We start from the raw sequence: 24,613 nt of genomic DNA, 5'->3' as shown, positions 1-24,613 counted from the left end.
AGAAAACTACTTCTTAAGTCTTAGAAAAAACCTACTTTATTTTCAGAATCAAACTGACCTTTTTGCTCTTTTTGAATCTGTTCTTCAAAGTCTTCAACTTTAAATACAGGATTTTCTGTTACAGCTAGTTTATAAGCAGTATTTTTAATCACAAGTTCTATTTGTCCACCAGTAAGTTCGTGTGAAGCTAAAGCCTCTAAGTCAAAATCTTGCTCTAAAGGTAATGTTTCAGGTAAAAGCTTTTTCCAAAGTAATACTCTTTGAGCTTTATTTGGTTTCATAAACTCAATTTTATAGTTAAATCTTCTTGAAAATGCCTTATCTAAGTTTTCAAGTAAGTTTGTTGTAGCTATTAAAATTCCATCAAATCTCTCAATCTGCTCTAAGAAAATATTTTGCATTTGGTTATGCATTTTATCACTACCACTTCCAGCACCTGTAGTTCTTGAACTTAAGAATTGATCTGCTTCATTTAAAAGTAAAATTGGCTCAGATTTTGAGATTTCTCTAAGCTCATAATACTTATCAAAAATAGCTCTTACATTCTTTTCACTCTCACCTACATACATAGAAAGTATTTTTGAACAATCAAAACTAAGAACTTCTTTTTTAAGAGATTTTGCCATTGCTAAAGCTGTTAATGTTTTTCCAGTTCCAGCAACCCCATAAAAGATTATTTTTGCATCAATGCCTCTTTTTTTATCTTTTATTCCCCATTGCTTTAATCTATTTGCAACATTTTTATCAACTTGCTGTAATAAAGCATCTAATGTCTCTTTTGTTTTTTCATTTAAAACAACATCATCCAAAGTCTTTGAAGTATTTATTAGTTCGAACATATCTTGATCTTTAATCACAGAATCAAGTTTGATTTTTGTTCTTCTAGTTTTTTTCTTAGTTGGATGTGAAATTTTATATAAAATTTCATCTGGAATATAGAAGTTTCTATTTATCCCACCAAAGGCAGAAAGAACTTCATCATAATCAACTAATCCCTTTGATACTAAGTTCGAACTCTCTTCTAATAAACTTCTGTATTTGATTTTTTCATAATCATCAGATGATATTAATTCTATTAAAGCATTCATATCTCTAATTGAACCATCACCACCTGAATACTCTTCTTTTAATAAAGCTAAAAATAGTGTTTGTTCTTGATCACCTAAATCATTCTCTTTAAAAAAGTCTTCAAGCATAATAGAACTATTTGTTACTTTTACTCTCTCTTTTATTCTATTTTCTAGTAATACTAGTTTTGATTTTAATCTATTAGAACTAGGAGAGTTAATATCAAAATTTTTTCTAACAACATTTAACTGTTGAACTAAATCAATCTTGAAAAACTGGTCTTGAAGATACTCTAAATGGTCAGTATAACTTTTAATTTCAGGAAGTATAAAATCCCCTGAACTATTTTCAAATAGCTTTAAATATGAACTTGAAAGTGCAATATTTGAATTTAAAAGTTCAAGTTTTGAAACTTCATTTAATTTTATTTGATCAAAGGCAACTTGAACTAACCAACCACACTCTAAAAGGGACTTGATTAGGTCTAATTTATCTAAATGTTCATACTCTTTTATATCGTAAAATTCTGATAGTACATCTATAACAACTAAAGTGTCTCTTCCTCGTACATACTCTTTTGTTAAGTATTGAAGTAAAACTCCTTCTTCTTTTTTACATTTTAATCTTTTATAAAAGTTTGTCTTCGTAATATCCGAAGCTTTTATAAAATTAACTAACTCTTTCATCTATTTAAAATATCCTATATAATATATGTATAATCTTTGATGATACATTAAATTCTCTTAACTATTAATGAACTAATAAAATTAACAAAAAATTATCAAATTGTTACACATAAATTATTTATTAAGAATTATTTACCTATGATGTCATATTTTTTTATTATAATTATTATAAGGACTACTCATGAAAAATATTTTTCTGGCATTAATTGCTTTAGTATTCTTTAGTGCTTGTTCTGTTTCAAGTTTTAATCAAAACAGTATAAGTTCAAAAGAAGAATTAATAGAAAACTCACAAAATGGTGATATAAATGCGATGCTTCAATTAAATGAGCATTATAAATTCCCTGAAACAAAAGAGGGTTTATACTATTTCAACAAATGGTATAAAACACTTGATGAAAAAGATAATCCAAAAGATTTAACTGCTATTGCAAAAATCTATGATAAATACGCTGATATGTTTATCAATGGAAATGAAAAAGCACACAATCTTTATAAACTTTCTGCAAAACTTGGAGATAATGATGCAAATATAGCACTTATAGTCTCTTATTTAAAAAGTTATAAAAGAGAGGAAGCAAAAGCTTTACAAGAAAAAGTGATTGATAGTTTTACTCAAGAACAAGTTCAAGAGCTATACTCATTTTATTCAAAAAACTACTTCTCTAGGCAAACAAAAGATATTGAAGAGTATATGAATAAAAAAGGTTATGAATTACCTTCTGATATTATAATTCAAGAGATTAGAAAGAACTCATATAGAGCAAAAGACAATAAGAAAGAGAATCTACTAATAAATACTCTTTTAAAAAGAAATAATAGCGAAGACATCTATAAACTTGGAAATTTATACTATAAAAAATATCAATTTGAAAAAGCTATACCTTTTTATGAAAAATCATTAGAATTAAATCCAGAAAATGAAAAAGCTTTATTAGAATTAGGTGCGATTTATAGTAGGGGTAACTATAGAGAGAAAGTTGAAAAAGATACTATAAAAGAACATAACTATCTACTTAAAGCCTCTAAGTTAGGTAATGAAGAAGCTAGTTTAAAACTTTTAGAAAGCTACTCAAAGGATGAAAAATATCTTGATAAGTATTTTGCTTTAAAAGAAGAGTTACTTAAAACTGCAGAAAATAAAATAACTTTGGCTAAATTTTATAAGAAAAAAAGACAAGAGACTAAAGCATATGAGTTATTAAAAGAGTTAGCAGAAGAAGGAAATCATGAAGCTATTATTGAATTAGCAACTATTAAAATTTCTAGGTATAACTTTGTACCAGAAACTTTTAAAGAAAGCAAAAAATGGAAAGATTATATTGAAACTTCTAAAGATTCAGAATTAAAAAATAAATACATTAAAAAAATCTCTGATCCATATATGAAAAGACACTTCAAAGAAGAGTATGAAAAGTACTCAAAAAATGAGATTGAAACAAACAATATTTTTGATTTAAGAGAACTATATAGAGTAAATAAATACAGAAATAAAGAGCTTGCATTAAAAGCTATAAATAAGGCTGTAGAGTATGGAGATGTAAAAAGTACATATGATTTAATTAGTTTTTATAAATCAGATAGAGACCATAAAGATTTTAATAAAGTAGTGAAACTTTTAGAAGGTTTAGAGCAACGAGGTGAAAATAAAGCAGCTGAACAATTAGCACAATTATATTTCTCTCCTCCATATGGATTTGATAAATTTAAAGATGAAGAAAAAGCTATTAAACTTTATGAGAAATTAGCAGAAGAAGGAAACTATCAAGCTTCTAGAAAGCTAGTGGATATTTACCTTTGTGGAAGATGTGAAGGTAATAGAATTAACCATAAAAAAGCAAAGTACTATCTAGAAAAACTAGAGCCTAGAGGATACTCTTATGATTTAGCTAATCTTGGATGGGTTAATCAATATGGTGAAGGTATTAAAAGAGATTTATATAAAGCAAAAGAATATTATGAAAAAGCAGCTAAAAAAGGTTATAGAACTGCTTATTACTACTTAACATGGCTTTATTATCAAGATGATGAATCTCCAAAAGATACTATGATTAAACTTGATTATAAAAAAGCCTTAGAATACTTACACGAAGGGCATAAACAAAAAGACTTTAGAGCTACAAATCTAATTGGTGTATTTTATGAAAAAGGTTTTGGAGTAAAAAAAGATAGAGAAAAAGCTGTTAGTTATTATAAATTAGCTGCAAAATATGACATGTTTGCTGCAAATCATTTAGCAGAATATTACTATGATAAAAAAGATTATCAAAAAGCTTTTGATCTTTATAAATTCGCAGATGAAAAAGGGCATAAAGCTGCTACAGTTAAATTAGGAATTATGTATGAGAAAGGGAATTTAGGTAAAGTTGATATAGAAAAAGCGTTAAATTACTATGCAAAAGCTTATAAAAAGTATGATGATAAAGTAGCTGCTTATAATATCGGTCTTATTTTCCACTATGGAAAAGGTGGAATGAAAAAAGATAAAAAAGTTGCTAAAGAATGGTACGAAAAATCAGCTACAAAAAAAGCTAAAAATCAAGCAAAACTTTTAAAATAAAGAAGTATTTACTTCTTTATTTTATCCTTTAACTCTTTATAAAAACTATCAATTTCTTCTTGAGTCTTAAAAGCTATTTTTTGATTCTCATTTAATACAATATCAAATTTTTTAATATCAATATTTTTAATATCACTATATTTATACTCTTTAGAGTTTTTTTCTAAATCAACTGTAAAACTATTTGAGATTTCCAATATCTTGTCACTACATAAAGCTTTGTAAGAGCCTTTTGAATAAATAATAGAGTTACAATTCTGTGATTTTAAATGTTCTTCTATTTGTTGTAGATTTGATGAGTTCATCATATTTAAAGCCAATGCAATTAAAGCTATAAATAAAAAGAAAGCAATAAAAATCATTTAAATTCTCCTAATTAAATCTATGTAAATATTACAAGAATAACTCTTAACTTCGTATAATTATCAAAAATTAGATAGAATATTATGCAAAAATTACAAGCTGTATAGACAAGGAAAAAATTATGTTAAAAAGCACTACAAAACTTTTAGTGACTTCTGCAATAGCTGCTATATTTTTAACAGGATGTAATAATTATGAGCAGTCACTAAAAGTTTTACCAACAGAGTTAGCGCAAGCTAATCAATGTATTAGCCAAGATAAAGAGTTTGAAGAAAACTGCTATGATTTAATCTCTTACAAAAATACAATCGCTATTTTAAGACTTGGTATAAAAAAATATTCAGAAGGTAAATATACAGATGCCTTTACTTTATACACTTTAGCCCAAGAAAGAGGAAACTTCTATGCAAATGCCCTACTTTCAGAGCTTTACTTAAAAGGAAGAGGTGTAGTAAAAAATCAAGAACTTGGTATTGATTTATTAAAAGATACAAAAAAAGTTGACCCTATGGCAGCATACAAACTATCTTTTTATTATCTAAATGAAAAAGATTATGATGAAGCAATAGAGCTTTTAACTTTTGCAGCAAACAATAATGTAAAAAGCGCTCAATTAGAACTTTCAAAAATCTATGCAAATGGTGTATATACAAAAGCCGATACTCAAAAGAGTATCTTCTGGCTAGAAAAATTTGAAAATAAAACTAATAGTTTTATGATGAAAATCTACGGAATTTGATAACTCTCCAAAATCATCAAAATCGCTGAAATTGAAAATATAGAAAGCAATGTCTGCATAGTAATAATCGCAGACATTAGCTTTAAATCCCCTCCAAGTTCCCTTGCTAAGATATAAGCACTAGAAGCCGTAGGCATAGCTCCAAAAAGAACAAGTACCAATAAAGGAAGTCCAGTAACTCCTAAATTTACTGCCACAAAGAAAATAAGTACAGGGAAAAGTGCAAGCTTTATAAATACAGATGAAAATAGCTCAAATTTCACTTCTTTTAAGTGAGTGATATGCAAACCAACCCCAACAGATAAAAGACCTAAAGGAAGTGCAGCAGCACTTAAAAGACTAAGTGTTTTTTCAACAGGAGCAGCTAAAGAAATACCTAAAAAGTTTAATCCTCCTCCAATTATACAAGCGATAATCAAAGGGTTTTTGAAAATTGATTTCATAAAAGATACAAAAGTAATCTTATCACTAGAAGCATAAATAGAGAAGATTCCTATACAAAATACATTTATACTTGGTATTAAAAATGTCATTAAAAGTGCGGCTAAAACCAAGCCACCATCACCATAAATGGCATCTGTTAAAGCTAAAAATACATATGTGTTAAATCTAATAGAACCTTGATAAACTGAAGTTAAAGAAGGGCCGTCAAAAAAGAAAATGATTTTATCAGCTATCATAAGTAAAATTGTAATAATTCCAATAGTTAAAAGTGCTGAGAAAATAAAATTAACTCCATCAATTCCTTCTAGAGAAGCCGTTGAAAGCTTATAAATCAAAAGAGCAGGAAATAATACATAATAAGTAAATTTATCAGCATATTGCCAAAACTGCTCATCAGGAAACTTTATACGCTTTAAAAAATATCCTAAAGAGATAAGTAAAAAAATTGGTATTAGTGCTAGTAGTATGTTTTGCAAAATATATCCTAATAATTTATATAATTAAGATATTATATTTAAGTAGTTTTATTTTTTGTTTAAAACTCTAGCAAAGAAGTAAATTACTTCTCTACTAAGTCATATAAGGCTTGAATTTCCTCAGCCCAGATAGTTTCATCAATTGTTTCTAAAACTAAAGGAATATCATCCATTCTATCATCATTCATGATGAATTTAAATGCATCCCATCCAATCTGTCCTTGTCCTAAACTATGGTGTCTATCTACTCTACTTCCAAGTTCAGGTTTTGAATCATTTATATGCATTCCCATAAGGTATTGTCTTCCTACTACCTCATCAAACTCTTTCCAAGTTTTATCGTATGCTTCTCTTGTTCTAATATCATAACCAGCTGTAAACATATGACATGTATCTATACATACACCAATTCTTGATTTATCTTCAACTTTGTCGATTAAGTATGCTAAATGCTCAAATTTATACCCTAAGTTACTTCCTTGACCTGCTGTGTTTTCAATAACTAGTTTTATGTCATTTGTAGCGTCAATTGCTTGGTTTAAAGATAATGCAATTCTATCTAAACACTCTTCTTCACTTATCTTTCTTAAGTGGCTTCCTGGGTGAAAGTTAAGTCTATCAAGTTTTAAAATCTCACATCTTTCAATTTCATGTAAAAAACCATCAAGTGATTTTTGTCTTTTATCTTCTTCTGGATGCCCTAAGTTAATTAAATATGAATCATGTGGTAAGATATGTTTTGCTTCAATTCCTGTTTCTTCCATCTCTTTAAACCACTTATCTAAAACCTTTGGTTCAAAATCTTTTGCTCTCCATTGTCTTTGGTTTTTTACAAAAAGTGCAAAAGCCTTACAACCTATCTCTCTTGCATTTATTGGAGCATTAAAAACTCCACCTGTTGCGCTTACATGTGCTCCTACATATTTCATATAATCTTCCTATTAATCTAATATTATTTATACTTATTAAATTTATAATATAAGGTTAATTTAATAAGTGAATTTACCTTCATAACTTTTATATTATTTTAAGCTTATCTAAAGTGTCATTTATTAACACCTGTTAAGAAATTTACAATCTTTAGTAAGTTTTTATCATATCCTAAAATGGCTAAGTATAGAATAATTGAATATTTTAAGTTCAAAGCTCGCTATTTATGGGCTATAAAATTTCTGTAACATTTCATGTATATAATTGTTAGGGGTTATGTTATGTTACAAAATACTATATAACTTAAACTTCAAGCACAAGATTAAAATAGTGAAAAAAAGGTTTATTTGATGGAAAAAGTTGTTATTATTGGTGGTGGATATGCTGGTATTTATGCATTAAGAGAGTTAGTTAAAAACAAAAATATAAAGATTACATTAATTGATAAGCATACATATCATAACTTACAACCCGAGGTTTATGACTTAATAGCAAATAAATCTACATTTGCAGATGTAACAATTGACTTAACTACATTATGTCTTGGATTTAACCATGACTATTTAGAATTTAAAAATCTAAAAGTAAGACAGATTGACCAAAAAGAGAAGAAGATTTATACAGAAGAGCAAGAGATTGTAGAGTTTGATTACTTAATCATGGCAGCAGGAACTAGAACTTACTTCCCTCCACAAATTCCTGGACTTGGTAACTCTGATGATATCAAAAAGCTTCATAGAGCAATCACATTTAAACAAAGTTTTGAAAAACAACTTTTTGAAAAAGTAAGAGATGAAGCAAAACAGTGTGCTGATACTCATATTGTTGTAGTTGGTGCTGGTTTATCTGGTGTTGAGATTGCAGCTGAGATGGCATACTACTCAAATAAGTTCTTCAAAAGGGGTAACTTCTCATGTGACAACTTAAAAATTTCACTTATTAGTAGTCCCGATACTATTCTTCCAGGGCTTCCACAAGACCTTATAAACATTTCCCAAAAAAGATTAAAAGATTTAGGTATTAATATTATCACAGGAACTAAACTTCAAAAAGTTGAAGATGGATACTGTCACTTATCAAATGGTACTAAAATTAATCATTCATTTGTTGTATTTACAGGTGGGGTTGAAGCTTCTACTATTACAAGTGAACTTGAAGATGTTGAAAAAAATGGTAGAGGCCAAATCATAGTTAATGAATACATGCAAACACAAAACTATGAAAATATTTTTGCAATCGGTGATATTGCAGAGATTAAAGATAGAAAAGGTGAAATCATGCCTCCAAATGTTACTATTGCTAGAATCAGTGGTACAAATGCAGGTAAAAATGTACTTAATATGATTGCAGGAAGAGGAATGATTAAGTGTGATCCAAAACTTGATGGTATTCTAATCGCACTTGGTGGAACTTACGCTGCAGGTGATTTAAAAGGTATTATTACTGTAAAAGGTAGACTTGCATACGAAATCAAAAAGTATGTGTTTAGCTCATATAGAAAGCCTCTTTTAAAACTTATTAAAACAGGTTATGCAAAACTAAAAAGAATGGCATAATAAAAATAGTTTAGTCTTCAAAGACTAAACTTCATTTTCATAAGCTTCTAAATATAACTTTAACTCTTTTAAAAACTTTTCTTTATAACTTTTAGGTTCTATTATTTGAATATCAGGTAACCATGCTTTAATTATATTATCTATATCCTCTTGCGTTGAGACAGTAAACTTTATAAGTAAAGATGAATCCTCATACTCTTTAAGTATTTCTTGAGAAGGAAGTATCTTCTTTAACTTAAAATTAAAAGCTGCTTTTGGTAAAACTTTTACTTTTACCTCCATCATATTTCCATCTTCAAACCATGCACTGTGAACATTATCTAATATCTCATCAATAGGCTTATCAAGTTCAAACTTATGTTTTTTTATATTTAACTCTTTTATCTCATGAATAAATACTGTTCTTATTTTGTCATCTTTTGTATCTTTCCCAAATAAGTACCATATTCCATCAAAACTAACTACTTTATAAGGCTCTATTAAAAATATCCTATTCTTTAGTTTTAGCTCTACTGTATTATTTAACTCTATAGCTTTTTCTAAGCTATTTAATAAAGAAGAATCCATATCTATATCTTGAAAACTATTTGGCTTTATATAATATGGACTTGAATACCTAGGTGTTAAAAGTTTTGAAAAAATATCATAAGTAATCTTTTCAAAATTCGCATTTATATCTTTTATTTGAGACAAAGATAGATATACAAAAAGCATTTCATCCTCTTTTAGAGTTGTTTTATTTAAAGTAAATCCCTCTATAAACTTATATTGCCCTAAAGATGTTTTCTCAATAGGGAAATATGAAAGCCTTTGGTAAATATCTCTTTGAATAGTTTTAGCAGTTACATTAAACTCTTCTTCTAACTCTTTTCTAGTAGGAAGCTCATTATCACTTAATTTTTGTAAAATAAGCATTAATCTTCTTAAAACTTTATCACTGTTTTTTTCGCTGTTTTTCTTTGGTAAATTATCAAAATTTTTATTCATTTTTTATCTTAACTTTTCTATGCGACACTATACTGTCTTTTTATAAACATAGAATTCTATAAATTTATAATTAAAACCATATTAAGGAATTCTATGAAAAATACAAAATTAGTATTAACATCAATTTTAAGTTCAATCTTATTGATTGGTTGTGGAGGAGGAAGTTCATCAAGTACCTCATCAACAACAGTACAAGTAGAAAGAGGAGCTGTACTAAATGCTACTGTAACAGATGCAAATGGAAATATAGCAAAACCAATAAGTACTTATTCTAATATCTACAGATTTGATACAGCAGTTACTTATCCAATTACAGTTAGTTCTGGAATAATAGATGTAAATGGAAACTCTCTTGTAGATACACAAGATATTAAGTTAAATACACCATTAAAATCATCTTCAAATAAAGTATCATTAATCTCTACTTTAATATATGATTCTGATACAAATAAAGAGAATGAGAATTTAGAAAAGCTTGTAAAACTTGCAAAAGAGGAGCTTGTATTAAATACACTTGATAAACAAACACTTTTAGATTTACCAAGTCAGTCAAAAGAGAGTATGATTTTAACAAATGCTTTATATAAAAATATAAAAGAAAACTCTTCAAATAGTGATGAATATATAGACTCTTTATTTGATGAAAATAATACAAGTAGAATAACTGATGTAAAAGCATTTATTTCTTCATTAAAAACTACCTTTGAAAGTAGTACAGAAAAGAGTTTAAAACAAAAAGCCATTGAACTTGAAAACCAAGTTGTAAATGATTTACAAACATCAAGTTTAATTGAGAAATTAACTGATACAGAAGTTGAAGAAATAAAAGCCAAAATGGAAAAAAACAACAATCAAACAGAAGATAAAACTAATATTTCTTATCTTTTAAATAAAACATTTTATGAATATGAAGAAGGTTATGAAGATCTTTCATATGTAGTTCATACATATACAAACTCATATAAAGCAAAAGTTGAAAGAAATTATAAAAACTTTATGACAAATACTTGGGATATTCAAGATTTAACTAAAGATTATGATTCTGTAAAGATTGAAAATAATAGTGTAGTTACACTATATATGGGATATACTCAAACTTTAAAAATCAAAAGTTTTTCAAGTAATTATTTAACAGTTACTCTACAGTCTGTAAGCTCTGATAAAAGTGTAAATGAATTAAAAGAGATGAAGTGGTATTTTAAATCCCCTAGATAAACAAAAAGGTATTAACCTTTTTGTTTTAATCTCTTCTTATTTTTATAAGAATTCTATTTTCTTTATCCCTATGAACTATCTCTTTTTCATTTTTATTAAAAAGTTCTCTTAAAAACTCTTTTTCGTATGATTTATGTAAGTTCTTTGTATTGAAAACTTCTAGTTTTTCACATCTGAAAGTAGAACTACATATCCTATCCTCATAGATTTTCATATCAAGAACTGCTGTACCTGCACTAAAGATTTGAACCTGTGTATAATCATCATAGTTAAAAATAAATCCTTTATCATAAAACTTCATAGTTGGCGTTTTTATGAGTATCGTGGCACTTGAAGTAAGAGTAGGCTTTTGATTAAAACAGCCTGTAAAAAAAGTAATACAAATAAATAATATGGCTAAATTTCTGATACCTAATCCTTTGTTTTAAAATATTTTACTATAATATCCATAAATTATAAAATCAAAGGTTATTTATTGTTAGTACATATTTGTTGTGCAGTCGATAGTCACTATTTTTTAGAAAGAATACAAGAAGAATATCCAGATGAAAAGTTAGTAGGTTTTTTTTATGACCCAAACATTCATCCATATAGTGAATATAGACTAAGATACTTAGACGTAGAATACTCATGCCAAAAACTAGGAATTGAATTAATTGAAGGTCCTTATAACCTAGAAGAATGGCTTAAAAAAGTAAAAGGTATGGAACATCTTCCAGAAAAAGGTGATAGATGTACTGTTTGTTATGATGATAGACTTGATGTAACAGTTGCAAAAGCAAAAGAGTTAGGTCATGATAAGTTTACAACTACACTTTTAATCTCTCCTAAAAAATCTCAAGAAAAACTTGATAAGATTGGTCATAATCTTCAAAGTTTACATGGAATTGAGTTTATTTTTAGAGATTATAAAGCTGGAAATGGTGCAGAAATCCAAGGTAAAAAAGTAAAAGAAAACCAACTTTATAGACAAAACTATTGTGGTTGTTTATTTGGTTTATCAGCTCAAAGAGAAGCTCAAAAGAAAATCATGGATGAGATGTTTAATCCTATCTCAAATCAGATTTTACCTGAATCAATTGAAGAGAGATTAGAACTTTATAAAAGAAGAAACACTCTTGAAGCAAATGCTGATGAGTATAAAATCATTAAAAATAGATTTTTAAACTATAGACTTTTAAGTGGTAAAGTTCTTGTGAAAAAACAAATTACTCCTTCATATATTTTTCCTTACTCGATGATAAACAGAGGGAAAACAAATGGTAGAATTGAGTATGAAAAAGATGGGGTTAACTATCTAAATCGTGATGAAGTAAAAGTAATAAGTTTAGACAAATACAATGAAATTGCTTCAACAAACTATAGTAGTGTTAAAGAGCTTATGTATAACCCTCCTTTATTTGATGAAGAGATGAAAATAAGAGCAAAAATAATCAAAAGCCCTTATGATTTAAGCTGTATAATTGTTTTAGATGAGATTATTGATGAAAAATATGAAATTTTTATTGATGCTCAAACATATGATGATGTAAGAGAAGAGATAGTATGAAACTTTTAGTATGTGCCATGGAAACATCTTCAAATATTCACTTAAAGGAGCTTAAAAAGCACCTAAGTGATGATATAGAATTTATTGGTGTTTTTGATAAAGAGCTTGGTAAGCCAATGTATGACTTGACATCTTTAGCTATTATGGGATTTATAGATGCCCTTAAAAAGCTTAGGTTCTTTTTTAAATTAAGAGATGAACTTGTAGATGCTGCAAAAGATTGTGATAAAGTTCTTTTAATGGACTCATCAGGATTTAACCTGCCTTTAGCAAAAAAGCTTAAACAAAGGTATCCAAATAAAGAGATTATTTACTATATCCTTCCACAAGCTTGGGCATGGAAAAAAGGTAGAGTAAAAAAACTTGAAGCATACTGTTCTAAACTTTGTTCAATTATTCCTTTTGAGAGTGAACTTTATACTCAAAAAGATAAAATCACTTATGTAGGACATCCCTTACTTGATGAAATACATCACTTTAAAGAAGAGCTTACACAAAGTAATAAGATTGCTTTTATGCCAGGAAGTAGAAAAACTGAAATAAAAAACCATATGCCTATTTTTAAAGAACTAGCAAAAAGAATTCCAAATAAAGAGCATATCTTAATAATCCCTTCAAAATTTGATGATGAATATATTAGTAGAACTTATGGTGATATATCAGATTTTACTATTTCAAGACAAGCTCATGAAACCTTACAAGAAAGTGAATATGCTTTTATTTGTTCAGGTACAGCAACATTAGAAGCAGCATTAATAGGAACACCATTTACTCTTAGTTATATTGCAAAAAAACTAGATTATAAAATAGGTAGAACCTTTGTGAAATTACCATATATTGGGCTTGCAAATATCTTCTTTGATAAAATGGGTAAAGCTTGTATTCATAGTGAATTTTTACAAGATGATGTTAGTGTTGAAGCATTATTAAATGACTATAAAACAATGAATAAACAGAAGTTTTTTGAGGATTCAAAAATCCTTCGAGATTACTTAAAAAATGGAAGTTCGAAAAACGTAGCGAGCATAATTCAAAACTAATTTTTTTTTCGATAAAATATCTACCATTAATTAAATTTTAGGATAATAGATGTTAGATATTACGGAAATTCAAGAAATACTTCCTCATAGATACCCTTTTTTATTAGTAGATAGAATTACTGAAATGCAAAAAGGTGAAAGCATTGTAGGGTATAAAAATATCTCTATAAGTGAGCCTGCATTCATGGGGCACTTCCCTGGACACCCAATTTACCCTGGTGTATTAATTTTAGAAGGTATGGCACAAGCAGGTGGAGTTTTAGCTCTTAAGAGTAATGACTTAACAAATGAAGAGTTACAAAACAAAGTTATTTACTTCATGAGTATTGACAAAGCAAAATTTAGAAACCCTGTAAAACCAGGTGACCAATTAGTTTATAAAATCGAAGTTTTAAAATTAAAAGGTAACCTAATCGTTTTAGATGGAAAAGCTTATGTTGATGATAAGTTAGTTGCTCAAGCTGAATTAAAAGCTATGGTAGTAGACAAATAATTAGGTAAAAAATGAGTAATATTCATAAAACAGCAATAATTGAAGATGGTGCACAAATAGGTGAAAATGTAACTATTGGTGCCTACACAATTATTGGTAAAGATGTAAAAATCGGTGATGGAACTATCATTGATTCACACACAGTTGTAGAGGGTAAAACTACAATTGGAAAAAACAATCATATTTTTTCACATGCTGCTATTGGAACAATTCCACAGGATTTAAAATTTGATGGTGAAGATGTAGAACTGATTATTGGAGACAATAATAAAATCAGAGAGTTTACACTGTTCAATCCAGGAACTAAAGGTGGTGGTTCTATAACAAAAATTGGAAGTAATAATTTATTCATGGGATACACTCACGTGGCTCATGATGTAATTGTTGGTGACAATTGTGTATTTGCTAACTGTGCAACATTAGCAGGTCATGTTGAAATTGATGACTTTGTTGTAGTTGGGGGTCTAACTCCAATTCATCAATTTTGTAAAATAGGAACTCAAGTTATGATTGGTGGAGGTTCTGTAGTAACACAAGATATTCCTCCATTTTGTTTAGCTGAAGGTAATAAAGCTGTATTAAGAGGTCTTAACTTAAATGGTTTAAGAAGAAGATTTGAAAACAGAGAAGACATCAATGCAATCAAAACAGCATATAAAGCTTTATTTGAAGCAGGAAAACCTTTAGCTGATGTAGCAAATGAGTTACTAGAAAATGAAAATAAATATGTAAAAGAATTAGCATCTTTTTGTTTAAACACAAAAAGAGGAATTCCTTATAACAGAAAATAAAAAAATAGGTTTAGAAAATGAGTAAAGTAACGTGTGATTTTTGTGGGGCAACAGATAGCGCTAGCAATCCAGTAATAGCTGGTGACAATGCTTGTATTTGTAAAGCTTGTGTTGGCGCTGCACATGAAATAATGAATGGAAGTACTCCTGAAGATATGGAACACTTACCATCAGTAATTGAAGAAGAAAAAGTTCAAGAAGAGATAAAGCTTAGAACACCAGCTGAACTAAAAGCTATTTTAGATGAGTATGTAATAGGTCAAGAAAGAGCAAAAAAAGTTTTATCAGTTGCAGTTTATAACCACTACAAAAGAATTTTTAGACACAATGAAATTGATGATGACACAGAATTAAATAAATCTAATGTTCTTTTAATTGGACCTACTGGTTCAGGTAAAACACTTTTAGCTCAAACAATTTCTAAATATCTAGATGTACCTTTAGCAATCGCAGATGCTACATCACTTACAGAAGCTGGGTATGTTGGTGATGATGTTGAAAATGTGGTTACTAGACTAGTTCAAGCTGCAAATGGTGATATTGAAAGAGCTCAAAGAGGAATTATCTTTATTGATGAAGTTGATAAAGTTGCAAGAATGAGTGAAAACAGATCAATCACTAGAGATGTTTCAGGAGAAGGTGTTCAGCAAGCACTACTTAAAATAGTAGAAGGTTCTGTTGTAAATGTTCCACCAAAAGGTGGAAGAAAACACCCTGGACAAGATGCACTTCAAGTTGATACTACTAATATTTTATTTGTTTGTGGTGGAGCATTTGATGGACTAGAAGATATTATCAAGAAAAAACAAGGTGCTAACGTACTTGGTTTTAATCAAGATAAAAAATCTAAAAAAGAAGATGAAAAAATCATTTCACAAGTTGAAACAGATGATTTAGTAAAATATGGTTTAATTCCTGAATTAATCGGTAGATTACATATGGTAGCCACTTTAAATGAAATCACTGAAGATGATATGGTACATATTTTAACAGAACCAAAAAATGCACTTATCAAACAATACATCAAACTTTTTGAAATGGATGATGTAAACTTACAATTTGAAAAAGATGCATTAAAAGAACTAGCAAGATTAGCTATTGAAAGAAAAACTGGGGCAAGAGGTCTTAGATCAATTTTAGAAGATATTATGCTTGACATTATGTATGATCTTCCAAAATATAAAAACAAGACAATTACTATTACAAAAGATGTAGTAAAAAAAGAACAAGAACCAAAAATCGCATAAGATAAGAGAGGGAGAATAAAGTGTTTTTAGATAAATTAATTGGTCTATTTTCAAGTGATATGGCAATTGACCTTGGAACTGCTAATACTATTGTTTCTGTAAAAGGAAAAGGTATTATCATAAATGAACCATCAGTTGTAGCAGTACAAAATGATAAGTATGGTAGAGATAAAATTTTAGCAGTAGGTCAAGAAGCTAAACAAATGATTGGTAAAACACCATTAAACATTCAAGCAGTTAGACCTATGCAAGATGGGGTTATTGCCGATTTTGAAATGACTGAAAGAATGATTAGATACTTTATTGAAAAAGCCCACTCTAGAAAATCTTTTATCAGACCTAGAATCATTATTTGTATTCCTTACGGTATTACACAAGTTGAAAGAAAAGCCGTAGAAGAATCAGCAATGAGTGCAGGTGCAAGAGAAGTATTCCTAGTAGAAGAACCAATGGCAGCTGCTATTGGTGCTGGAATTCCTGTATCTGACCCTTCTGGTTATGTGGTTGTTGATATTGGTGGTGGTACTACTGAGATTGGTGTAACTTCTCTTGGTGGACTTGTTCTTTCTAAATCAATCAAAGTTGCTGGAGATAAGTTTGATAAATCAATTATTGATTATGTAAGACAAAACTACAACTTATATATAGGTGAGAGAACTGCTGAGAATATCAAGATTGAAATCGGAACTGCTATTAAACTTGATACTGAACTTAAAATCAAAGTAAAAGGTAGAGATAACTCTGGTTTACTTTCAACTATTGAACTTGGAAGTGAAGGTGTTAGAACTGCAATTAAAGAGCCGTTAAAAGAGATTGTTTCTGCGGTAAGAAGTGTTCTTGAAGATATGCCACCTGATTTAGCAGGAGATGTTGTTGATAATGGTGTTATTCTTACAGGAGGAGGAGCACTTATTAGAGGTTTAGATGAATATATAGCTGATATTGTAAAACTTCCTGTAAAAGTTGCAGAAGATCCACTTCTAGCAGTAGCTTATGGTACAAGCAATGTATTAGATGAGGATGCACTTTTAAAACTAATCACTAATGCGTAAATTCTTTTTTATTGTACTTTTTTTAGTAGTTGGGCTATCTTACCTTCTTGAGGTAGATAGGCTAATTGCTAAAAACTTTACTTTCCTAAATGATATAAAACTATCATATATAAACTCTGTTATTGATATTTCTACAAGTATTGAAAAATACTTTAATCAAGCTTCTAGAATCGATGAACTTGAAATTGAAAATGAAGAACTAAAAAACTATAGAGCCCTATATCTTACAACTCAAAAGAAACTTGAAGGTATAAATAGATTTATTTCTACAAATGAAGAAAATCAAACAAACATAGACATAAAACAAACAAAAGTTTTATCTTATATAAACTTCAATGATTTCACTAAAGTATGGCTTGATTATGAAAAAAAAGATGATACTATTTTAGGTCTTATCACTCAAGATTATGCTGCAGGGATTGTTGTAAAAGAACAAGATAGAGCTGTTGCACTTTTAAATGGAAATGAAAAGTGTTCATATGCTGTCTTTATTGGAGAGAGTAAAACACCTGGTATTTTAACAGCAAAAAAAGATAAATCAATTCTAATCAAATTTATTCCTATGTGGTCAGAAATTAAAGTTGGAGATGAAATCATAACATCTGGGATGGATAATATTTTTATCGAAGGCTTAAAAGTAGGAAAAGTAAAAGAGATTCAAATACTACCACAAATGAAAACAGCAACAGTAGAAATGTATGCTAATGTTTTAAAGAAAAAATATTTCTATGTTTATAAACAAGCTGCTAAAACAAAAAAAGAAAAATTAGAAAAAACTGAAGAACAAACTATTAATAAATAACTAAATCTTCTATTACTTTAAAGACTCCCTACCCTTATATAACGAACTGTTACTTATAATATTTATTTCTTTTTTTAAGAAATAATTGTAAAATATTGTATTAAAAGTAAGGATAATTTATGCGAAACTATATGGAAGTACTTAGTAAATTAACTATTTTATATGTTGAAGATGAAGACTCTGTAAGAACAGAAATGGTAAAGTTACTTTCCTATGTTTTTAAAGATATCATACCTGCAACTGATGGACAAGATGGTCTTGATAAATTTAAAGAGAATAGAGATAAGATTGATATTATTTTATCAGATATAAGTATGCCCGTTTTAAATGGGGTCGAAATGATAAAAGAAATTAAGAAGATTGACAACACTATTCCTACAGTTTTCCTTACAGCTCATGAAGATAAAAGCTATTTATTAGAATCAATCAACATGCAAATTACTCAGTACATCATAAAGCCTATTAGTGGAGATGATTTACTTGATAAGATTTATGTGGCATATCTTCCAACTTTACATAATAAACAAATAAAAGAGAAAAACAAAGAACTTGAAAAGCTAAATGCTCAAATTCTAAGAGAGTCAGAAGAAAAAGTAAAAAGAATTATGAAAGAGCAAGCTAGAACTAAATCTATGAATGACCTTTTTAACGCTCACACGATTAGTTTAGAGTTAGACCTTGAAGGTAAAATCACTTATGCAAGTGACTTATTTTTAAATATTTCAAAATTTAAAAAAGAGGAGCTTATTGGAGCATACTATGACATTATAAGAGAAGAACCTCAATCAAATGAATTTAATGAAATTAAAAAAAGTATTGAAGAAAATGGACATTGGAAAAATAATGTTAAAAACAAAAAACGAAATGGTGGACATTATTGGTTAGATAGTGTTATCTTCCCAGTTTTAAATAGTAATGAAGAAATTGAATCTTATAAATCTATAGAAATAGATATCTCAAGTCTAAAAAAAGTTGAAGAATCTTTAGGTTTCTTATTTGAAGATGATGACGAAGAAGAGTTTAGTATTTACTAATATCTTTAAACATAGAGGAAATCAATTTAAAATTGATTTTACTCTATTAAAATAGAATTTTACTAATATGAAGCCATAATTCTATCTACTTCACCCCAAGAAAGTTGGTCATTTTTATCTTTTGTTCCTTTGAACATATTATAAACATATCTAGCAAACATATCAGTTTCTAGGTTTACTTTTGTTCCCACTTTATATCTTTTAAATAAAGTGTTCTCAATTGTATGAGGAATGATTGTAAGTCTAAATGAGTCTTTCATTACATCATTTACAGTAAGTGAAACACCATCGATTGTCACACTCCCTTTTGGAATAATATATTTTGAATATTCACTTGGAAGTGACACATAAAAATCAGTTGAGTTACCATTGTTTTTAATAGCACTAATTGTTCCTAAACAATCAACATGACCTTGAACTATATGACCTTCAAATCTATCACCCATCATCATAGCAGGCTCAATATGTACTTCATTTCTATAGTTTTCCATTGCCAAAATTTTTTGAGATTCTGGTGAAAGTTCTACTGTAAAAGTATCACTTGTAAATCTAACAACAGTTAAACATGCACCATTTACTGCTATAGAATCCCCTATTTTTGGGCTATACTTTGCTTTTAATGTTAAGAAGTTATTTTTAAGGCTCACTACTTGAGCCATCTCTCTTATAAGTCCAGTAAACACTGTATTCCTTCATATTTTTTATACGATATAGTATCTAATAACATTTAATTTCTAAATTAAGCATTAAATCTTAAAAAAAGTTAAAATATATTTGGAATAATCATATTTTTTTGGTATTATACGAAAAAAATATTCTGAAGCCAATTTTTATACAAAAAATTACTATTCGAAAGCTTCAAATGACTTATAAATAATATAAATACTACCTGATATTTTTGGAGAAACTATGAAATATGATATTATCGTTGTAGGTGGAGGACATGCTGGTATTGAAGCAGCCTTAGCATCTGCAAGAATGGGTAAAAAAACCCTACTTATTACAATGTTAGTAGAGCAAATTGGAGCTGCTTCTTGTAACCCTGCTATTGGTGGACTTGCAAAAGGTCACCTAGTTAGAGAACTTGATGCCTTAGGTGGAGAAATGGGTCTATGTACTGATGCAACAGGTATTCAGTTTAGAATCCTAAATGCTTCAAAAGGTGCAGCAGTTCAAGGAAGTAGAGCTCAAATTGATATGGATAAATATAGAGAGTATATGAGAAAAGTTTGTCACAACACAGACAATCTTGAAGTATACCAAGATGAAGTAAGTGAACTTCTAGTAAATGCCAATAAAGAAGTTTACGGTGTAAAAACAAGACTTCAAGAAGAGTTCGAAGCTTCAAAAGTTATCCTTACAACTGGTACATTTATGAAAGGACTTATCCACATTGGTGAGAATAAGTATGATGCAGGTAGAGCATGGGAGCTACCATCTTCAACTCTATCTATTCAGTTAAAAGAGCTTGGATTAAATGTAGGAAGACTAAAGACAGGAACACCTGCAAGACTTGATGGAAAATCAATCAATTTTGAAAACATGGAAATGCACGGTGGAGATGTAAATCCAGCACCTTTCTCTTTTAGAACAAACAAAGAAGAGTTTAATCCTACTCAATACCCATGTTATATTACATATACAAACCTTGGAACGCATGATACTATTAGATCAAACTTCGATAGAACTCCACTATTCACAGGTCAAATCGAAGGTACAGGGCCTAGATATTGTCCAAGTATTGAAGATAAAGTAAATAGATTTGCTGAGAGAGATAGACACCAATTATTCTTAGAACCACAAACTTCAATGTGTACAGAATATTATATAAATGGTTTATCAACATCATTACCTATTGATGTTCAAAAAGAGATGATTCATTCAATCGTTGGTTTAGAGAATGCAAAAATCATTAGATATGGATATGCAATCGAATATGATTATGTAGACCCTACTGAGTTAAAACACACTTTAGAGACTAAAAAAGTTAAAAACCTTTATAATGCAGGTCAAATTAATGCTACAACTGGTTATGAAGAAGCAGCAGCTCAAGGTCTTATGGCAGGTATTAATGCTGCATTAGCAATAGATGGGAAAGAGCCTTTTATACTAAGAAGGGATGAAGCTTATATTGGAGTTTTAATCGACGACTTAGTTACTAAAGGAACAAATGAACCATATAGAATGTTTACTTCAAGAGCTGAATACAGACTTCTTTTAAGAGAAGAAGGAGCTGACTTAAGATTATCTGGATATGGTCATGAACTTGGACTTATTGATGATGAAACTATTGAAAAAGTAAAATTCAAACAAAAAGCTATTGATGATGCTATTGAATTTATGAGAGAAGAATGGTTCACATCTAAAAAAGAGAACCTTGAACTACTTGAAAGATTAGGACAAGATAAAATCAAAGATAGAGTTCTTTTAGTTGATATTGTAGGAAGAAGTACAGTACAAATAGAACACTTTAACGAATTTTTACCTCAATTCTCTGATTTATCAGACTATTTAAAAGAGCAAATTTTAGTAGAAGCAAAATATTATAGATATGTTGAAAAACAAAAGAAGCAAATCGATAAAATGAAAAAAATGCTTAAAATGACTATCCCTGAAGATTTTGATTACAAACAAATCTCTGGATTATCAAATGAAGCTATTGAAAAGCTAGAAAAATTTAGACCACCTACTCTTTTCAATGCAAGTGAAATTTCAGGAATAACACCAGCAGCAATTGATGTTATTCATATGTATATGAGTGTTAAAAGTTCTAAAAATAGTAATTAACAATATAATTTAAAAAAGGAAAACAATGATTGATAAAATAAAAAACAATAAAATTGCACAAATATTAATAGTAAAGGTGTTAACAATCATTGCAATTGGTGCAAACTTATATTTTTCGTAAGAAATTAAATAAGTTTTCATCTATCCAAATCTTTTCATTACACTTAACATAAAAGTATTATTCTTCTCGTTCTTAATTAAAGAATAATACTTTTAATATTCTTTTCATATAAAACTAATATTTTATTTTAAACTTAATTTAATTAAACCCTTTGTAGCTTTTTAGTATACTATCTACTTAAATATATACAAACCATTATAAAAGGTAATTAATATGCAAGTTTATTTTTATGCAAAAAGTGGTCATGCAATAGGTCTTGAAGGTGCAAAAAGATGTGCAGCTATTGTAAATGAATTAAAAGAGTTTGATCCTATTTTATGTACTAGTGATTTTAGGGCAGGAGCTTTTGCAAAAGACTTATTAGGTATTAGAAGATATGTAAATATTGATGTTGTAAGAAACCTTCATAATATCATGCAAAAAAGAGATATCCTACTTTATGATACTGATGAAACAAATGAGTTAATGAAAGAAGGAATGAATGAGTTTTGTTCACTTGTTTATAATTTAGATGAATTAGGTGAAATTATTGTAGATAAACAACTTTATACAAAAGTTGAAAATCCAAGTATTGAAAAAACTATTTTCTTTGGAGATGATGATTACAATGAACTATTTTTACAAGGGGTAAAAGAGTCTTCTAAACATGAAATTACTCTTCTTATGGGGCATTATTTCTTTTTAGGGAATGAAAAAGTATTTACTCAACACTTTAATGAGGTAATAGATGAAGAAGAGTATGTAGAAACTATTCAAAACAGTAAATACTTATTAACAGCATCACTTCAAACTGCATTAGAGTCTATTTCATGTGGAAATAGTCCTGTTTTATTCAAAAGAGAAGATAAATCATATAATGAAGATTTAATCAAAAAATTAAATATTCCAGTAATAGAAGCAAAATCAATTGACAAAACAATAGAAGAGTTTGATGATATTATAAAATCTTATCCAACTATTGAAAATTTTGAGATTTATGACATTTCACAAGTAAAAAATGAAATTACTCAAAAAATAGAAGCCTATAAAAAGCTTACTCAAGGGTAATAATGAATACTCTTTCATAACATAAGTTTTACTTATAGTTATTTATGGTTATTATAAGGAAGCTTTATATATAATTAAGCTTATAATCATTAACGAAAGGTTTTACAGTGAAAGAGAAAAATCAATTTTTAAGTAAAACTCCTTATAGAATTAAAAGGTATTATGGATATGTATTAGCTACTATCATATCTTTATCTTTACCTTTTATTACTATAGGTGGTAACCACATCTTTTTATTATCATTCGATAAGAAACAACTTCATCTTCTTGGTACTGCATTTGATATGCAAGAATTATACTTAATGCCATTTTTACTAATGCTTCTATTCTTAGGTATTTTTGCCGTAACATCACTTGGTGGTAGAGCTTGGTGTGGTTGGGCATGTCCTCAAACAATCTTTAGGGTTGTATTTAGAGATTTAATTGAAGGTAAACTTTTAGGTCTTAGAAGAATTAAAAACAAACAAAAAGACCCTGACTATTCAAAGCCTCAAAATGCTTCAAAAAGAGTTATTGCAATCATCATTTGGGCATGTTTAGCACTTATTGCTGCTTCTAACTTTATGTGGTATTTTGTTCCACCTGAAGATTTCTTTGCGTATATTCAAAATCCTACTGAACATATGTTCTTAATTGGATTTGTATTAGCAATTGCAGCATTTTTAATTTATGATGCAGTATTCCTAAAAGAAGACTTTTGTGTATATATTTGTCCTTATTCAAGGGTACAATCAGTACTTTATGATGATAACACTTACCAAGCTATTTACTCTACAAATAGAGGTGGTCAGATTTACAATGATAGTAAAGAGAAAATCATCTTTAAAGCAAAAGATTTACCAAATCAAACTGATGAATGTACAACATGTGAATCATGTGTAACTGTTTGTCCTACACATATTGATATTAGAAAAGGTTTACAACTTGAATGTATTAACTGTTTAGAGTGTGTTGATGCTTGTACAACAGTTATGGGTAAATTAGGAAAACCATCACTAGTTCAATGGTCAAGTACAAATGAAATTAAAAATGATAAACCAACTAAAATGATTAGAAAACAAACAGTTATGTATGCAGCTGCACTTACTATTGTTTTAGGTTTACTTTTTGCAATGGGTGGAACAAAAGAGTATATGCTTTTAAATGTTAATAAAACTACTCAATTATATTCAGTAAAAGAGGATAATGTGGTTACGAATAATTTCATATTCTTATTCCAAAATACTGAATCAAAACCTTTAACTTATCACTTAGAAGTTGTAGATAACAAAGATATTGAAATTAAAAGATATAAACCATTTACACTACAACCTGGAAAACTTAGAAAAAAAGTTGTTATTTTACAAACAAATAAAGTTTTAGTAAAAGATAACACAAAAGACACACCAATCACAGTAACTGTTAGAGCTTATGCTAAAGAAGACCCTAAAAGAGTTAGTGTTTTAAGAAAAGCTGTGTTTATTTATCCAAGAGCAGATAAACTAAAATAATTTATTAAATCTTAAAAGGAAGCTTCTAGCTACCTTTTAAGAAACTTTCATAAGCCTAGCTTAACTTATCTATCAACAAACTTTAGCTAAAATCGCGAAATATATTTATGACTATTTAATTTAATTGGAGTATTTT

The 24,613-nt window shown here is 28.5% G+C and carries 22 protein-coding genes; 15 read left to right on the top strand and 7 right to left on the bottom strand.

All coding sequences use genetic code 11. The features are described 5' to 3' along the window. Positions 1-20: 20 nt before the first annotated feature. The gene (locus ACH5BF_RS11315) at positions 21-1,754 is read right to left on the bottom strand and encodes an ATP-binding protein (protein WP_423274341.1); all 1,734 of its coding nucleotides are present in this window, start codon (positions 1,752-1,754) and stop codon (positions 21-23) included. A gap of 181 nt (positions 1,755-1,935) precedes the next feature. Between ACH5BF_RS11315 and ACH5BF_RS11310 the strand changes: the two genes are divergently transcribed. Next, positions 1,936-4,314: a tetratricopeptide repeat protein gene (locus ACH5BF_RS11310; RefSeq protein WP_423274340.1), complete on the top strand. Its 2,379-nt coding sequence runs from the start codon at positions 1,936-1,938 to the stop codon at positions 4,312-4,314. Positions 4,315-4,322: 8 nt separating this feature from the next. Here ACH5BF_RS11310 and ACH5BF_RS11305 read toward each other — a convergent pair whose 3' ends face one another. Further along, positions 4,323-4,676: a hypothetical protein gene (locus ACH5BF_RS11305; protein ID WP_423274339.1), complete on the bottom strand. Its 354-nt coding sequence runs from the start codon at positions 4,674-4,676 to the stop codon at positions 4,323-4,325. A gap of 122 nt (positions 4,677-4,798) precedes the next feature. Between ACH5BF_RS11305 and ACH5BF_RS11300 the strand changes: the two genes are divergently transcribed. Further along, entirely contained in the window at positions 4,799-5,416 is a 618-nt protein-coding gene (locus ACH5BF_RS11300; protein ID WP_423274338.1) for a tetratricopeptide repeat protein, read from the top strand. On the opposite strand, the gene ACH5BF_RS11295 is transcribed toward ACH5BF_RS11300, so the two are convergent. Further along, positions 5,404-6,336, bottom strand: coding sequence for an AEC family transporter (locus ACH5BF_RS11295; RefSeq protein ID WP_423274337.1), 933 nt, complete (start codon positions 6,334-6,336; stop codon positions 5,404-5,406). The two genes, ACH5BF_RS11300 and ACH5BF_RS11295, sit on opposite strands and share 13 nt — an antisense overlap. A gap of 83 nt (positions 6,337-6,419) precedes the next feature. After that, the gene (gene nfo, locus ACH5BF_RS11290) at positions 6,420-7,265 is read right to left on the bottom strand and encodes a deoxyribonuclease IV (protein WP_423274336.1); all 846 of its coding nucleotides are present in this window, start codon (positions 7,263-7,265) and stop codon (positions 6,420-6,422) included. A gap of 351 nt (positions 7,266-7,616) precedes the next feature. On the opposite strand from nfo, the gene ACH5BF_RS11285 reads away from it, so the two are divergent. Further along, a complete protein-coding gene (locus ACH5BF_RS11285) occupies positions 7,617-8,822 on the top strand; it encodes an NAD(P)/FAD-dependent oxidoreductase (protein WP_423274335.1) in 1,206 nt (401 codons plus the stop codon). 24 nt (positions 8,823-8,846) lie between these two features. On the opposite strand, the gene ACH5BF_RS11280 is transcribed toward ACH5BF_RS11285, so the two are convergent. Then, the gene (locus ACH5BF_RS11280; RefSeq protein ID WP_423274334.1) at positions 8,847-9,809 is read right to left on the bottom strand and encodes a helix-turn-helix transcriptional regulator; all 963 of its coding nucleotides are present in this window, start codon (positions 9,807-9,809) and stop codon (positions 8,847-8,849) included. 93 nt (positions 9,810-9,902) lie between these two features. On the opposite strand from ACH5BF_RS11280, the gene ACH5BF_RS11275 reads away from it, so the two are divergent. After that, entirely contained in the window at positions 9,903-11,024 is a 1,122-nt protein-coding gene (locus ACH5BF_RS11275) for a hypothetical protein (protein WP_423274333.1), read from the top strand. 25 nt (positions 11,025-11,049) lie between these two features. Here the strand turns inward: ACH5BF_RS11275 and ACH5BF_RS11270 are convergent, their stop codons facing one another. Then, positions 11,050-11,325, bottom strand: a complete 276-nt coding sequence (locus tag ACH5BF_RS11270) for a hypothetical protein (RefSeq protein ID WP_423274332.1) — start codon at positions 11,323-11,325, stop codon at positions 11,050-11,052. A gap of 174 nt (positions 11,326-11,499) precedes the next feature. Here ACH5BF_RS11270 and ACH5BF_RS11265 point away from each other — a divergent pair, with 174 nt between their 5' ends. The 8 genes from ACH5BF_RS11265 to ACH5BF_RS11230 all read left to right on the top strand — a co-directional run bounded on the left by ACH5BF_RS11265 (position 11,500) and on the right by ACH5BF_RS11230 (position 19,032). Further along, positions 11,500-12,573, top strand: a complete 1,074-nt coding sequence (locus tag ACH5BF_RS11265) for an epoxyqueuosine reductase QueH (RefSeq protein ID WP_423274331.1) — start codon at positions 11,500-11,502, stop codon at positions 12,571-12,573. After that, positions 12,570-13,613 (top strand): lipid-A-disaccharide synthase, encoded by a 1,044-nt coding sequence (gene lpxB / locus ACH5BF_RS11260; RefSeq protein ID WP_423274330.1) that lies wholly within the window; start codon positions 12,570-12,572, stop codon positions 13,611-13,613. The genes ACH5BF_RS11265 and lpxB overlap by 4 nt, the downstream gene beginning before the upstream one ends. A gap of 49 nt (positions 13,614-13,662) precedes the next feature. Further along, positions 13,663-14,106, top strand: a complete 444-nt coding sequence (gene fabZ / locus ACH5BF_RS11255; RefSeq protein ID WP_423274329.1) for a 3-hydroxyacyl-ACP dehydratase FabZ — start codon at positions 13,663-13,665, stop codon at positions 14,104-14,106. A gap of 11 nt (positions 14,107-14,117) precedes the next feature. Then, positions 14,118-14,897, top strand: coding sequence for an acyl-ACP--UDP-N-acetylglucosamine O-acyltransferase (lpxA, locus tag ACH5BF_RS11250; RefSeq protein ID WP_423274328.1), 780 nt, complete (start codon positions 14,118-14,120; stop codon positions 14,895-14,897). Positions 14,898-14,914: 17 nt separating this feature from the next. Continuing rightward, the gene (gene clpX / locus ACH5BF_RS11245) at positions 14,915-16,144 is read left to right on the top strand and encodes an ATP-dependent Clp protease ATP-binding subunit ClpX (protein ID WP_423274327.1); all 1,230 of its coding nucleotides are present in this window, start codon (positions 14,915-14,917) and stop codon (positions 16,142-16,144) included. Between the two features lie 20 nt (positions 16,145-16,164). Further along, positions 16,165-17,196 (top strand): rod shape-determining protein, encoded by a 1,032-nt coding sequence (locus tag ACH5BF_RS11240; protein ID WP_423274326.1) that lies wholly within the window; start codon positions 16,165-16,167, stop codon positions 17,194-17,196. Beyond that, entirely contained in the window at positions 17,189-17,998 is an 810-nt protein-coding gene (gene mreC / locus ACH5BF_RS11235; protein WP_423274325.1) for a rod shape-determining protein MreC, read from the top strand. Before ACH5BF_RS11240 ends, mreC begins: the two co-directional genes overlap by 8 nt. A gap of 119 nt (positions 17,999-18,117) precedes the next feature. Beyond that, the gene (locus ACH5BF_RS11230; RefSeq protein ID WP_423274324.1) at positions 18,118-19,032 is read left to right on the top strand and encodes a response regulator; all 915 of its coding nucleotides are present in this window, start codon (positions 18,118-18,120) and stop codon (positions 19,030-19,032) included. 62 nt (positions 19,033-19,094) lie between these two features. On the opposite strand, the gene ribE is transcribed toward ACH5BF_RS11230, so the two are convergent. Further along, positions 19,095-19,715: a riboflavin synthase gene (gene ribE, locus ACH5BF_RS11225; RefSeq protein WP_423274323.1), complete on the bottom strand. Its 621-nt coding sequence runs from the start codon at positions 19,713-19,715 to the stop codon at positions 19,095-19,097. 226 nt (positions 19,716-19,941) lie between these two features. On the opposite strand from ribE, the gene mnmG reads away from it, so the two are divergent. From mnmG to ccoG, 3 genes are all read left to right on the top strand, one after another. Continuing rightward, positions 19,942-21,819 carry a tRNA uridine-5-carboxymethylaminomethyl(34) synthesis enzyme MnmG gene (mnmG, locus tag ACH5BF_RS11220; RefSeq protein ID WP_423274322.1) on the top strand — a complete coding sequence of 626 codons (1,878 nt, stop codon included), beginning with the start codon at positions 19,942-19,944 and terminating at the stop codon, positions 21,817-21,819. Positions 21,820-22,153: 334 nt separating this feature from the next. After that, on the top strand, positions 22,154-22,987 hold the full coding sequence (locus tag ACH5BF_RS11215; RefSeq protein WP_423274321.1) for a hypothetical protein: 834 nt from the start codon (positions 22,154-22,156) through the stop codon (positions 22,985-22,987). A 107-nt stretch (positions 22,988-23,094) separates the two neighbouring features. After that, entirely contained in the window at positions 23,095-24,477 is a 1,383-nt protein-coding gene (ccoG, locus tag ACH5BF_RS11210) for a cytochrome c oxidase accessory protein CcoG (protein ID WP_423274320.1), read from the top strand. Positions 24,478-24,613 lie beyond the last annotated feature (136 nt).

This window comes from Arcobacter pernae (genome assembly GCF_049472135.1).
Taxonomy (GTDB): domain Bacteria; phylum Campylobacterota; class Campylobacteria; order Campylobacterales; family Arcobacteraceae; genus Arcobacter_B.
The sequence above is the reverse complement of the archived record's forward strand: the minus strand, read 5'-3'. Positions and strand labels throughout refer to the sequence as shown.